This window comes from Halomonas sp. BC04, from assembly GCF_000568385.1.
Genome location: NZ_AZQX01000146.1, coordinates 17,067 through 30,404, shown reverse-complemented (window position 1 = coordinate 30,404; position 13,338 = coordinate 17,067). Strand labels below are relative to the sequence as shown.

Genomic DNA, 13,338 nt, shown 5'->3' with positions numbered 1-13,338 from the left:
CGACCCGCTGGCCGACGCCCGCCAGGCTGCGCCGCTGCGAGCCGCCGCCGGGCTTGAGAATGCCGGCGGCAAAGACGGGGGTGACAAAGATGGCGTAGAGGTAACTGACCACCAGGGTCAGCATCACCATTATCGGTATCGCCCGGGTGAAGTCGGCGGTATTGCCGCTGGAGAGCAGCAGCGGCACGAAGGCGGCCAGGGTGGTGCCGGTAGCCGCCAGCAGCGGCGCGGCTAGCTCCCGCACCGAATGCGATACGGCCTCCGTCGCCGAGAGCCCCCGGTCGCGATGCCACTGCAGGTTCTCCACCATGACAATGGCGTTGTCCACCAGCATGCCCAGCGCAATCACCATGCCGGCCACGGCGATCTGGTGCAGGATGCCGCCCCCCATGGCATAGATGGCCAGGGCCGAGAAGGTCACCAACGGCACGATCAACATCACCGCCAAGCCCAGCCTCAGGCCCATGGTCAGGAACAGCAGTACGCCGAGAATGGAAATGCCCAGCAGCAGCGAGAAACCGAGTTCGGCCAGCCGCTGCTCCACCCAGCGGGGCTGATAGAACATCTCCCTGATCTGCAGTGGCGCGTAGGCGGGACGCACCTCCTCGAGCAGGCTGCGCAGGGATTCGCCGAAACGGACGGCGTTGACTCGCTCGTTGGAAAGGATGATGCCCAACGCCACGGCGGGCTCGCCATCATGCCAGATGCGCTCGGTGGCGGGTTCCCGTGGCGACAGCCTGACGTCGGCCAGCTCACCCAGCGGTATGGCCTCGCCGCGCCGCGTGTGAATCGGCGTCATGGCCAGCTCTTCGAGGCTGGCAAACTCCGTCACGGGGTCGAGTACCACCGAGCGGCCGCCGCTGGAGAGACTCCCTCCCGCGGAGGTCAGGTTGCGGGCGGCCAGTTGATCGCCCAGCGCCCGGGCATCGAGGCCGGTCAGCTCCGCGAGTGCATCGTCCCAACTGACGACGACCTGCTGCCCGGGGTCGGCGAGCAGGTCGATGCGCGCAATCTCCTTGAGTCGAAACAGGTCGCGCCGCAGCCGCTCGGCCGCCTCGCGCAGCTCGAGCAGATCAGCGGAGCCGGTCACCGACAGGACGATGCCGTGGGCGTCGGAGTCCCGGTCGCTGATCTCGGCCTCCCCCGCTCCGTCAGGAAACTTCCGCGAGGCTCGATTCACCGCGATGCGGATCTGCTCCCAGGCGGCGTCGGTGTCATAGACATGCTCGTGCATCTCGATGTTGACATGCGCCACCCCCAACCGCGCCGTGCCGATAAGCTCGTTGACCTCCTCGACCTGGGCCAGCTCCTCTTCCAGCGCATTGAGGACCAGGCGCTCGACCTGTTCCGGCTCCGCGCCGGGATAGGGCACCAACACCTGGCCGAAGCGGTAGGGGAAAAAGGGGTCTTCCTGACGATCCATTGTCAGCCAGGCGGTCAGCCCGATCAGCGCCAGCAGTCCCGTCACGGTCAGCACCAGGCGCCTGTATTGCAGCGTGGCCAACAGCCACTTCATGGCAGCACCCGCACGGCATCGCCCTGCTGGAGGCGCCCCTGGCCCGCCACCACCACCCGGTCGCCGGGAGCGAGCGGAGCCTCGATCGTCACCCAGTCGTTCCCCAGCCTCCCCGGCGCCACCGGAACCCGTTGCACGGTCCCGTCATCGGTGAGGACAAGCACATAGGCACATGCCCCCCGGGGTCCTGCACCGCCGAAAGCGGCACCTGCAGCGATGGCGCCATGGGAACGGAAAGGTGTACCTGCACCGACTCCCCAGGGGACAGTCTCGACGTCGAATCGAGGGTGACCACCACCGGCACCAGCGTGGTATCGGCTCGTCCGACGCTGCTGATGTGCCCCGGGAAGCGGCCCTCATGCAATGCCGGCGATACCTGGGCCTCCATCCCTGCGTCCAGCCGGGCACCGAGCATCACGGGGACACGAATCGTCACTTCCACGCCATCGACACCGGACAGCGCCAGCACCGGCACACCGGCAGCCACGAAGTCGCCCGGCTCCATGAACAGGTCAGCCACATCGGCCGCGAAGGGAGCCCGCAGCGTCATCTCGTCGACCTGGGCCCGGGCTTCGGTACGGGAAGCCACCGCCTGCTCCCTGGCCTGGGCGGTGGCCTCTCGCTCCGACACCAGCCGGTCCAGCTCCTCCTGGGCGACCAGGTTGCGCTCACGCAGCGCCCGGGCCCGCTCAACATTCCTGCCCAGCCTGGCAAGATGCGCATCGAGCTCCCTCACCCGCCCCTCGGCCCCGACCAGGACTGGTGCCAGGGCGGGATTGTGCAGGCGAGCCAGGGGCTCACCCTCCTCGACTCGCTGACCACGCACCACGAGGCGCTCTCTGAGCACCCCGGCATGCAGGAAAGCCGGCGACACCCGATCCCTCGGGCGCACGATACCGGGGAAGCGAAGCCGCTCCTCGGCGGCACTGCTCCGCACCTCGCTGACACGCACGACGGCCCGGGTATCGACAGACCCATTGGCCGCCTGACTGGCGGCCGGTGCGCCGTCGCAGCCTCCCAGCAGTGTCAACAGCCCCAGCGCTGCCATTGCCATGCCCGCTTTTCGGCTATGTCTCATCTTGTTGATTTCCTTTTCGACAAACTGGCCGACCAGTCAATTATCGACGCAAAATAATCAGTCGCGGGGCAGGACGCCCTCCATGAAGACCTTCATGAAATCCTCGAGGAAAGCCTCGTCGGAGCCCATGCCCGGCCAATGTTGATGGTGGCACTTGGCCTCGAACCACTGGGTACAGGTCATCACGAAGACGGCGATTACATGGGTGGGATTGATATCCTGGCGCAACAAGCCTCGCATCTGGGTCTGGCGCACCCACTCGGCTCCCGCCCCGACGAGTTGGTTGTCGAGCGCGCTGCAGTGGCTGTCCCCCTCCAGGTGGGTCCAGGCAAATAGCCGCACGACACCAGGGTTGTCGCGCAGGAAGTAGAAGTAGGCTTCCACTGAGCTGCGAAGCAGCTCAGCGTTCGGCTCGCCGGCCTCCTCCAGCATCGCCATCTGGGCCGTGAAGTAACGTTCGAAGGCGCGATTCTTGACCGCCTCCCAGAGCCGCTCCTTGCTGCCGAAGTGGTGATGGATCAGGCTCTTGGTAACGCCCGCCGACCGCGCCAGCACACTCAGTTTGACAGCGGAGAAACCCTGCTCCACGAACAGGACCTCCGCCGCATCGAGAATGCGCAGGCGAGTCAGTTCGGGATCTCGTGTCGTCGCTGGTTTGTTCATGTTGGCAATGTAATACTAACTGGCCGACCGGTCAATACGCGTTCAAGCTTGGCGCTGTCTCCTGCGACGGGCGATGGTCGAAGCCCCACGACAAGATAAGGTATAATCTCCGCCCATTTGCGGCCCACTCAACCGAGAGCATCCATGACCGCCACCCCAGGCAAGGTGATCGTCGGCATGTCCGGCGGCGTCGACTCCTCCGTTTCCGCCCTGCTGCTGCTCGAGCAGGGGTATCAGGTCGAAGGCCTGTTCATGAAGAACTGGGACGAGGACGATGGCACCGAGTATTGCACCGCCAAGGCCGACCTGGCGGATGCCGAAGCCGTTTGTGAAAAGCTCGGCATCCGGCTGCATACCGCCAACTTCGCCGCCGAGTACTGGGACAACGTCTTCGAACACTTCCTGGCCGAGTACAAGGCCGGGCGGACCCCTAACCCGGATATCCTGTGTAACCGGGAAATCAAGTTCAAGGTGTTCCTCGAGTACGCCGAGATGCTCGGCGCCGAGAAAATCGCCACCGGTCACTATGTTCGTCAGGGGATCCGCAGCGGTCGCCCGCGGCTGCTCAAGGGCCTCGATGCCAACAAGGACCAGAGCTACTTCCTGCATGCCGTACCCGAGGCCGCCATCGCCCGCACCCTCTTCCCGGTGGGCGAACTGATGAAGCCCGAGGTGCGCGCCGTTGCCGAGCGCCACGGGCTTGCCACGGCGAAGAAGAAGGACTCCACCGGGATCTGCTTCATCGGTGAGCGACGCTTCCGCGACTTCCTGCAGCAGTACCTGCCGGCCCAGCCGGGTGTGATCGAAACCCCCGAGGGCCAGGTCATCGGGGAGCATATGGGCCTCATGTATTACACCCTCGGGCAGCGCCAGGGACTCGGCATCGGGGGGCTCGCCGACTACCCCGAGGAGCCCTGGTATGTGGCCGCCAAGGATCTGGAGCGTAACGTGCTGGTCGCCGTGCAGGGCAAGCACCATCCGCTGCTGTACAGCGACAGCCTGGCTACCGAAGCGATGGACTGGGTGGCCGGCGAGCCTCCGGCAAGAGCAGGATGCTATACCGCCAAGACCCGCTACCGGCAGACCGATGTGCCCTGCCGGATGCAAACCCTCGCCGACGGTGGCGTGGAGGTGCATTTCGACGACCCTCAGCGTGCCGTCACCCCAGGCCAATCACTGGTGCTCTACGACGGCGACATCTGCCTCGGCGGCGGCGTGATCCGCGCCACCTGGAAAGCCACGGAGCCAGCCGCATGACCGCAACCCCGATCCACCGAATCCCGGATTCACCCACCGCTCGCCAGGCCCTGGCCCTGGCCGGCGTGTTCCAGGCCGCCAGCCTGGTCGATGAACTGGCGCGTACCGGCCAGGTGGAGCCGCGTGCCTGGGAAACCCTGATTCGCGCCACCCTGGATACCAACCCCGACAGTTTCGAGGCCATCTATGGCGGCCACCCCAACAACCTTCGGCGCGGCCTCGACGTGCTGGAAGCGGTGGTGGGGCGAAAGCAGTCCAACCCGGTGGTGCTGCGCTACGGCTTTACCCTGCTGCTGCTGATGAACAAGCTACGCCAGGATGACGACATGATGGCGGGACTGGGCCAGCGCCTGACTCGCATTCAGGGCCAGGCCGAGCACTTCGGTGCCACCCACGAGAATGTCATCGCCAGCCTCGGCGAGGCCTATCAGGAAACGCTCTCGACGCTGAAAACCCGCATCGTGGTGCAGGGCGACCCCTCCCTGCTGCAGAGCCGCATGATGCCCGAACGGGTTCGCGCCATCCTCCTCGCCGGCATTCGTTTCGCCCTGCTCTGGCACCAGCAGGGCGGGCGGCGCTGGAAGCTGGTTTTCCAGCGCGGCGCCCTGAAGAACACCTTGGATCAACTGGGCTGACCACCCACTCCCCTCTCCTTTACCACCGTACCGGAAACCCAACCATGCAAGCCGCTCCCCTGCCCCTCTCAGCACTCACCGCCCTCTCACCCGTCGACGGCCGTTACGGCAGCAAGGCCGAGGTACTGCGCGAACACTTCAGCGAGTTCGGCCTGATCCGCGCCCGGGTCGTCGTCGAGGTCCGCTGGCTCCAGCGCCTGGCCGAGCAGCCCGGGATCACCGAGGTGCCGCCACTCTCCGCGGAAGCCACCGCCTTCCTCGACAGCCTGCTGCGCAACTTCTCCCTGGAGGACGCCGAGCGCATCAAGACCATCGAGCGCACCACCAACCACGACGTCAAGGCGGTGGAGTACTTCATCAAGGAGAAGATCGAAAGCCAGCCGGAGCTGCATGCCGTCACCGAGTTCGTGCACTTCGCCTGCACCAGCGAAGACATCAACAACCTCTCCTACGGGGTCATGCTCACCGACGGACTGAAGAGCCTGCTGCCGGTGATGCACCAGGTCGCCGACGAGGTGGCTCGCCTGGCCCATGAGCACGCCGCCCAGCCGATGCTCTCGCGCACCCACGGCCAGACGGCAAGCCCGACGACCCTGGGCAAGGAGATGGCCAACGTCGCCTATCGCTTGCGCCGCCAGCTCAAGCAGATCGAGAGCGTCGAGATCCTGGGCAAGATCAATGGCGCGGTAGGCAACTACAACGCCCACCTGGCCACCTACCCGGAGGTGGACTGGGAGTCCAACGCCCGCACCTTCGTCGAGGGGCTGGGCCTGACCTTCAACCCCTACACCACCCAGATCGAGCCCCACGACTACATCGCCGAGCTGTTCGATGCGGTGTGCCGTTTCAATACCATCCTGATCGACTTCGACCGCGACGTCTGGGGCTACATCTCGCTGGGCTACTTCAAGCAGCGCACCGTGGAGGGCGAGATCGGCTCCTCGACCATGCCCCACAAGGTCAACCCCATCGACTTCGAGAACTCCGAGGGCAACCTGGGCCTGGCCAACGCCGTACTCGGCCACCTGGCCCAGAAACTGCCGATCTCGCGCTGGCAGCGCGACCTCACCGACTCCACGGTGCTGCGCAATCTCGGGGTGGGCCTGGCCTATGGGTTGATCGCCTACCAGGCGGCACTCAAGGGCATCTCCAAGCTCGAGGCCAACCCGGCGCGCCTGGCCGAGGATCTCGACGCCAGCTGGGAGGTCCTCGCCGAACCGATCCAGACGGTGATGCGCCGCTACGGCATCGAGAAGCCCTACGAGAAGCTCAAGGAGCTGACCCGGGGCAAGCGGATCGACCAGGCCGGCTTTTCCGCCTTCATCGATACGCTGGAACTGCCGGCCGAGGTCAAGCGCGAGCTCAAGGCGCTGACGCCGGGTACCTACATCGGCAACGCCGAGGAACAGGCCAGAAGGCTCTGAGGCAGCTGCAACATTTTATCGGAGACGAGCGGTGGTCAAACTCAACAGGATCTACACCCGCACCGGCGACAAGGGTGACACCGGTCTCGGCGACGGCAGTCGCGTGGTCAAGCACGACCGCCGCGTGGAAGCCTTCGGCACGGTGGACGAGGCCAACGCCTCCCTTGGCCTGGCCCAGCTGCACGCCCAGGGCGAGCTGCAAGCGGTGCTGGCCACCGTGCAGAACGACCTGTTCGACGTGGGTGCCGACCTCTGCACCCCGGAACAGGAAGACCCCAAGTACCCGCCCCTTCGGGTCACCGCAAGCCAGGTGGAGTACCTGGAGCGGCAGATCGATACCATGAACGGCGATCTCGCCAGCCTGCGCTCGTTCATCCTGCCCGGGGGAACTCCGCTGGCCGCCCATCTCCACCTGGCCCGCACCATCGCCCGCCGCGCCGAGCGCCTGGTGACACAGCTGATGGTCGACCAGCCGGTGAATCCGGAGGTACTGCGCTACCTGAACCGTCTTTCCGACCTGCTGTTCGTAGCGGCCCGCAAGGCCAATGACAATGGGGCGGGCGACGTGCTGTGGGTACCCGGTGCCAACCGATGAGCTTTCTCGAGGAAAACAGCATGGCGAGTGACACGCCCCTTACCCTGCTTGGCGGCCTCTCCGCCGCCGAGTTCCTGCGTGACTATTGGCAGCGTAGGCCGCTGCTGATCCGCGGCGCCTTTCCCGACATTGAATGCCCGCTGGAGCCCGACGAGCTTGCCGGCCTCGCCTGCGAGGAGGGCGTCGAGGCCCGCCTGGTGGAGGAGCACGGCGCCGACGGCCCCTGGCAGGTGAGCCACGGCCCATTCGACGAGACTACCTTCTCGCGGCTCCCCGAGCGCAACTGGACACTGCTGGTGCAGGCGGTGGACCACTTCGTCCCCGAAGTGGCCGAACTGCTCGAGCACTTCGACTTCCTGCCGCGCTGGCGCCTCGACGACATCATGATCAGCTACGCCCCGCCGGGGGGCAGCGTCGGCCCCCACGTGGACCAGTATGATGTCTTCCTGCTCCAGGGCAGCGGGCAGCGACGCTGGCAACTGGGCGGTAAGGTCACCGACGATGCCCCCATCCTCGACGGCATCGACCTGCGCATTCTCGAGCGCTTCTCGGTGGAGGCCGGCGCCGACTGGATGCTGGAGCCCGGCGACATGCTCTATCTGCCGCCGGCCTGGGCCCACCATGGGGTCAGTGAATCCGATGACTGCATGACCCTCTCGGTGGGCTTTCGCGCCCCCTCGGCGGACGAGGCGGTCACCTCCTTTGCCGACTATCTGGGGGAACAGCTGCCTGCATCACTGCGCTATTCGGATGCGGGAATGAGCCCTCCCGTCGACCCGACGGAACTCGACGATGCCGCCGTCGCCCGCATGCGAGCGCTGATTCTCGACACCCTCGACGACCCGGCTCAGCTGGCACAGTGGTTCGGTCGTGTCATGACGCAGCCCAAGTACGTCGACCAGCTCGTGCCCAACGAGGAGCCCACCCAGGTCGAGGAGCTTGTTGCTGCGCTACAAGAAGGCGAGGAACTGGTTCGCAGTCCCGGCTCTCGCTTCGCCTGGCGGAAAGACGGCGACCGGACAACGCTCTTTGTCGACGGCGACGGGATCGACTGCCCCCTGCCGCTGGCACGCGCCCTGGCCGACATCACGCCCATCGGTGCCGACCTGCTTGAGCTAGAGGGTGCAGCCGACCTGCTCGTCGCCCTGGTCGACGCGGGCAGCCTCGGCTGGGCGGAGGAATACGAGGAGGAACAATAGCATGGCCAATATCGAGATCCTGGATGGCAGCTGGGACCAGCTGGGCGAGGTCGCCTCCGAGATACGAAGGGTGGTGTTCATCGAGGAACAGCAGGTGCCGCTGGAGGAGGAGTGGGACGGGCGTGACGGCGACTGCCGCCACTTCCTCGCCCTGCGCCATGACATGCCGCTGGGCACCGCCAGGCTACTACCCGACGGGCATATCGGCCGCGTCGCCGTGCTGAACGAGGCACGCGGGCTTGGTATCGGCGTGGCGCTGATGGAAGCCGCCATCGAAGCGGCTCGCCACCTGGGCCATGACCAGGTAGAGCTTGCCGCCCAGACCCACGCCCTCGAGTTCTATGAGCGCCTCGGCTTTACCGCCTTCGGTGACGAATTCATGGATGCCGGCATTCCGCATCGCAACATGCGCCTGGCACTTCGCTGACCTCTTCATACCGGCCGGGTATACGGCCGGAATTCGACTACAGGAATCGCCCCCTCCCTGTGGGTCTTGTAGTCGAGTTACAACCCTTCCTCCCCCCAAGTGTCAATTGCGAAACCCCCGGCTCAAGGCGCATAGTGGTACCAGGACGAAATTAAAACGAACGTTCGGTAATCGCCAATCCATGGCTAAGCCAACAGGCGTTTGTATTTCGTGACCGGTTCGACCAAGGCCGTAGAGACTTCTCTCCTCCCCTGGTAGAACCTGACATTACTTCGCAGTTGCAGCATACCCCGGCTTCCCCGGCGAGATGCCGCAAGCGAGCGATCGACAAGGCAGCGATACGCCTCATACGGCAGTCGAGGCCGATCACTACACCTCTGATCGGAAGGATGGTACCCATGTCCTACAAAGACGACATCAAGGCTCTGGCTCAACTGCGCGAAGCCCAGCAGGGCAAGTGGGCGAGCATCAGCCCCGAGAACGTGGCCCGGATGCGTGCTCAGAACCGTTTCCAGACCGGCCTGGACATCGCCCGCTACACCGCCAAGATCATGCGCGAGGACATGGCCGCCTATGACGCCGACACCGCCCAGTACACCCAGTCCCTGGGCTGCTGGCACGGCTTCATCGGCCAGCAGAAGCTGATCTCCATCAAGAAGCACTTCGGCACCACCAAGCGCCGCTATCTCTACCTTTCTGGCTGGATGGTCGCCGCCCTGCGCAGCGAGTTTGGTCCGCTGCCCGACCAGTCCATGCACGAGAAGACCACCGTGTCAGGCCTGATCGAAGAGCTCTATACTTTCCTGCGTCAGGCTGATGCCTGGGAGCTCAACCACCTGTTCCGCGATCTGGAAGAGGCCCAGAAGGCCGGCGACAACGCCAAGGCCGAAGAACTGATCGCCAAGATCGACAACTACGAGACCCACGTGGTGCCGATCATCGCTGACATCGACGCCGGTTTCGGCAATGCCGAGGCCACCTACCTGCTGGCCAAGCAGATGATCGAGGCCGGTGCCTGCTGCATCCAGATCGAGAACCAGGTCTCCGACGAGAAGCAGTGCGGCCACCAGGCCGGCAAGGTCACCGTGCCCCACGAAGACTTCCTGGCCAAGATCAACGCCGTGCGTTATGCCTTCCTGGAGCTGGGCGTCGAGGACGGCGTCATCGTCGCCCGCACTGACTCCCTGGGTGCCGGCCTGACCCAGAAGATCGCCGTGACCAAGGAGCCGGGCGACCTGGGCGACCAGTACAACAGCTTCCTGGACGGCGAGGAGATCACCAGCGCCTCCGACATCAACAACGGTGACGTGGTCATCAAGCAGAACGGCAAGCTGGTCAAGGTCAAGCGCCTGGCCTCCGGCCTCTACGAGTTCAAGCCGGGCACCGGTGAAGACCGCGTGGTGCTGGACTGCATCACCAGCCTGCAGAACGGCGCCGACCTGCTGTGGATCGAGACCGAGAAGCCCCACGTCGGCCAGATCGCCGCCATGGTCAACCGTATCCGTGCGGAAGTGCCGGATGCCAAGCTGGTCTACAACAACTCGCCCTCCTTCAACTGGACCCTGAACTTCCGCCAGCAGGTATTCGATGCCTGGGAGAAGGAAGGCAAGGACCTGTCGGCCTACGACCGCGCCAACCTGATGAGCGCCGAGTACGACGACACCGAGCTTGGCAAGCTGGCCGACGAATGGACACGCAACTTCCAGCGCGACGCCGCGCGGGAAGCCGGCATCTTCCATCACCTGATCACGCTGCCGACCTATCACACCGCGGCCCTGTCCACCGACAACCTGGCCAAGGGTTACTTTGGCGACGAAGGCATGCTGGCCTACGTGGCGGGCGTACAGCGCCGCGAGATCCGCGAGGGCATCGCCACCGTCAAGCACCAGGACATGGCCGGCTCCAACATCGGCGACGACCACAAGGAGTTCTTCCACGGCGAAGCAGCACTGAAGGCCGGCGGCGAGGACAACACCATGAATCAGTTCAGCTGATACTCATTTGCAGTAGAATGACTGGAACCCTTGGGAGGCCTCGCGCCTCCCTTTTTTTGTGGCGACCGCACCTGCCTGGCGACTACTCTTCATTACATCAGGCAAACTTGCACATTGTTTGACCGCTTCTTCTCTACACTGCAAGGCACTAGGGCAGCTCATGCTGGTCAAAAGCAAAATGACTGGTTAAGCTAGTTACCAAACAGCGTTTCCATAGCATAGCGGTATCGACAGCGGGCAGGACGGCCCGACCGATGTTGCCCAGGAGGTTTTTCCATGAAGCGTTTTCTTCCCGTACTGGCCCTTGGCGTATTGACCCTGGCCGGTTGCGCCAACACCGCCCCCATGGGTGGCGATGTTTACCGTGGCAGCCAGGCACAGACCAGCCAGACCGTGACATTCGGGACCATTACCGCCCTGCGCCAGGTCCAGATTCAGGCAGACAGCCGTCTGGGCGGGGCCATCGGAACCGGTGGCGGCGCCGTGATCGGTGGCCTGCTGGGCAGCCAGGTAGGCGGGGGCTCCGGCCGACAGCTCGCCACCGTTGCCGGCGCTCTTGGCGGTGCCGTGGCAGGTACCGCGGTTGAGGAGTCCGCCAACCGGGTCCGCGCCTGGGAGATGGAGATCCGTCGTGATGATGGCCAGAACATCGTCGTGGTGCAAAAGGCCGATCGCCAGTTCCAGACCGGCCAGCGCGTGCGCATGATCGGCAGCGGTGCCAACATCAGCGTGGCGCCCTACTGATCGAGGCAAGGCTCGGAAGCCGATGGCGACATCGGCTCCCGAACATCGGTACGCAAGCAGAAGGCCCGTGGCATTTGCCACGGGCCTTCTGTCTTACGACATGCGGTCAATCGGCTCGGCTCAGTGGAAGTTGGCCCGACTCATTGCCCAGCAGACGACTTTCCTGGCGATCAGTGCCAGGATCGCAATCACGATCACCGTCAGCAGCATGTCGACCGGGCGTACCAGGGTGGTGGCACCCAGGATCGCAAGCGCCACGCTCCAGACCCAGCGGTTATCGTCACCGCTCTTGATGATCCGCGGCAGCACCTTGTCCAGGCCAGCACTGACGGAGGCATCCCACTGCTTGATACTGAAGAACAGGATGAGGGCAAAGGCGATCAGCCAGATCACGATTTCGGTCATGGGAAATGCTCCATGTAACGGTTGGGGTAGGGTCCAAAAAAAGGAATCCCGCTAGGGTAGCCTCGGCGCATCGGGCACGCAACCACGCCAAAAGACGTGAATGGCGTTCAGGATAGTGAGAAACAACCTGAAAATTGCCCCGCCCCCCTGACAGCCTGGGGATGGCACGTTACCATGGTTTCTACATGCACTCACCGAAAGGCTAATCAATGCAGATAGCGCAAAACTCTGTTGTCGCGTTCCACTATACCCTGACCAATGATGCAGGTGAGGTGCTGGACAGCTCTGAAGGCCGCGATCCGCTGACGTATCTCCATGGGGCCGGCAATATCATTCCCGGACTAGAGAAGGAGCTGGAGGGTCGCGAGAGCGGCGAGAAGCTCAATGTCACCGTTGCCCCGGAAGAAGGCTATGGCGAAGTGCAACCGCAGCTGGTTCAGGAAGTGCCGCGTGACGCCTTCCAGGGTGTCGAGGCCGTGGAGCCTGGCATGCAGTTCCAGGCCCAGACCCAGGGCGGCCCGCTGATGGTCACCGTGACCAAGATCGAAGGCGATACCGTCACCGTCGATGGCAACCACCCGCTGGCCGGCCAGAAGCTGAACTTCGACGTCGAGATTGCCGACGTGCGTGAAGCCAGCCAGGAAGAGATCGAGCACGGTCACGTGCATGGCGAAGGTGGAGTCGAGCACTAAGCCGACCACACTAGCGTACGCTAATTACGCAGCCTTGCAGACAGCGAAGGGGCAGCCACACGGCTGCCCCTTCGTCATTTCGGGCCGCGTGATTGGCCGAGCGCCGCGAGGGTATGGTAGCCGCCCCATAGCCGCGTGGCGGTCGTCACCAGGCACGCTACGGCAAAGAGCGTGGCCAGCAGCGCAAAGTGCGCCGGAAAGAGGCAGAAGAGAACGAAGGCGATAATGGTCTCCGTACCTTCGGTCAACCCATGCAGGTAGTAGAAGGCCTTCTGCTGGAACCTCGGTCGCGACAGGCCATGGTGAGTCGCCATGATGGCGAAGGCCAGGAATGAGGTTCCGGTGCCGATGAAGGCGAACAGGAGAAAAGCCGCCGCCAGCGCATTGGCCTGCGAGTCGACCAGGGCAAACCCCAGCACCACGGCGGCGTAGAAAACGAAGTCCAGACCGATATCGAGAAACCCGCCGGCATCGCTGGCTTGTCCCGTCAGCCGCGCCAGGCACCGTCCAGCCCATCCCCCAGCCGATTGAGCAATATGGCCACCAGCGCCAGCAGGTACAATTCCAGGACCAGCAACGGCAACGCCAGCATGCCGATCAGAAAAGCCCAGAGCGTCACCCGGTCGGGATGAATCCGGCGACGCTCCAACCCGGCGGCCAGGCGATTCAAGGGTCCCTGGGTCAAAGGCATGGTCCAGCGGTCCAGCAT

13 protein-coding genes and 1 pseudogene are annotated in these 13,338 nt (G+C 64.4%); 9 read left to right on the top strand and 5 right to left on the bottom strand.

Annotated features, from left to right (window positions below; all coding sequences use genetic code 11):
- From Q427_RS10165 to Q427_RS10155, 3 genes are all read right to left on the bottom strand, one after another.
- Positions 1-1,516, bottom strand: a 1,516-nt coding sequence (locus Q427_RS10165) for an efflux RND transporter permease subunit (protein WP_043513532.1), incomplete at its 3' end; no start/stop codon positions are given.
- An 88-nt stretch (positions 1,517-1,604) separates the two neighbouring features.
- Positions 1,605-2,594 carry an efflux RND transporter periplasmic adaptor subunit gene (locus Q427_RS10160; protein WP_081785932.1) on the bottom strand — a complete coding sequence of 330 codons (990 nt, stop codon included), beginning with the start codon at positions 2,592-2,594 and terminating at the stop codon, positions 1,605-1,607.
- A 57-nt stretch (positions 2,595-2,651) separates the two neighbouring features.
- A complete protein-coding gene (locus Q427_RS10155) occupies positions 2,652-3,257 on the bottom strand; it encodes a TetR/AcrR family transcriptional regulator (RefSeq protein ID WP_043513528.1) in 606 nt (201 codons plus the stop codon).
- 144 nt (positions 3,258-3,401) lie between these two features.
- Here Q427_RS10155 and mnmA point away from each other — a divergent pair, with 144 nt between their 5' ends.
- From mnmA to Q427_RS10115, 8 genes are all read left to right on the top strand, one after another.
- Positions 3,402-4,514, top strand: a complete 1,113-nt coding sequence (gene mnmA / locus Q427_RS10150) for a tRNA 2-thiouridine(34) synthase MnmA (RefSeq protein WP_043513526.1) — start codon at positions 3,402-3,404, stop codon at positions 4,512-4,514.
- A complete protein-coding gene (hflD, locus tag Q427_RS10145) occupies positions 4,511-5,149 on the top strand; it encodes a high frequency lysogenization protein HflD (protein ID WP_043513524.1) in 639 nt (212 codons plus the stop codon). Before mnmA ends, hflD begins: the two co-directional genes overlap by 4 nt.
- Before the next feature lie 59 nt (positions 5,150-5,208).
- Positions 5,209-6,573 carry an adenylosuccinate lyase gene (gene purB, locus Q427_RS10140; RefSeq protein WP_043513535.1) on the top strand — a complete coding sequence of 455 codons (1,365 nt, stop codon included), beginning with the start codon at positions 5,209-5,211 and terminating at the stop codon, positions 6,571-6,573.
- Between the two features lie 31 nt (positions 6,574-6,604).
- Positions 6,605-7,168: a cob(I)yrinic acid a,c-diamide adenosyltransferase gene (locus Q427_RS10135; protein ID WP_043513522.1), complete on the top strand. Its 564-nt coding sequence runs from the start codon at positions 6,605-6,607 to the stop codon at positions 7,166-7,168.
- Between the two features lie 20 nt (positions 7,169-7,188).
- Positions 7,189-8,367 (top strand): ribosomal protein uL16 3-hydroxylase, encoded by a 1,179-nt coding sequence (locus Q427_RS10130; RefSeq protein ID WP_043513533.1) that lies wholly within the window; start codon positions 7,189-7,191, stop codon positions 8,365-8,367.
- 1 nt (position 8,368) lies between these two features.
- The gene (locus Q427_RS10125; RefSeq protein WP_043513520.1) at positions 8,369-8,794 is read left to right on the top strand and encodes a GNAT family N-acetyltransferase; all 426 of its coding nucleotides are present in this window, start codon (positions 8,369-8,371) and stop codon (positions 8,792-8,794) included.
- Positions 8,795-9,192: 398 nt separating this feature from the next.
- Positions 9,193-10,788 carry an isocitrate lyase gene (locus tag Q427_RS10120; RefSeq protein WP_043513518.1) on the top strand — a complete coding sequence of 532 codons (1,596 nt, stop codon included), beginning with the start codon at positions 9,193-9,195 and terminating at the stop codon, positions 10,786-10,788.
- 276 nt (positions 10,789-11,064) lie between these two features.
- Positions 11,065-11,532: a glycine zipper 2TM domain-containing protein gene (locus Q427_RS10115; RefSeq protein WP_043513516.1), complete on the top strand. Its 468-nt coding sequence runs from the start codon at positions 11,065-11,067 to the stop codon at positions 11,530-11,532.
- 120 nt (positions 11,533-11,652) lie between these two features.
- Here the strand turns inward: Q427_RS10115 and Q427_RS10110 are convergent, their stop codons facing one another.
- Positions 11,653-11,937, bottom strand: a complete 285-nt coding sequence (locus tag Q427_RS10110; protein WP_043513515.1) for a hypothetical protein — start codon at positions 11,935-11,937, stop codon at positions 11,653-11,655.
- Positions 11,938-12,146: 209 nt separating this feature from the next.
- On the opposite strand from Q427_RS10110, the gene Q427_RS10105 reads away from it, so the two are divergent.
- Positions 12,147-12,629, top strand: coding sequence for an FKBP-type peptidyl-prolyl cis-trans isomerase (locus Q427_RS10105; protein ID WP_043513512.1), 483 nt, complete (start codon positions 12,147-12,149; stop codon positions 12,627-12,629).
- A gap of 74 nt (positions 12,630-12,703) precedes the next feature.
- On the opposite strand, the pseudogene Q427_RS10100 reads toward Q427_RS10105, so the two are convergent.
- Positions 12,704-13,338, bottom strand: a pseudogene (locus tag Q427_RS10100) (CDP-alcohol phosphatidyltransferase family protein).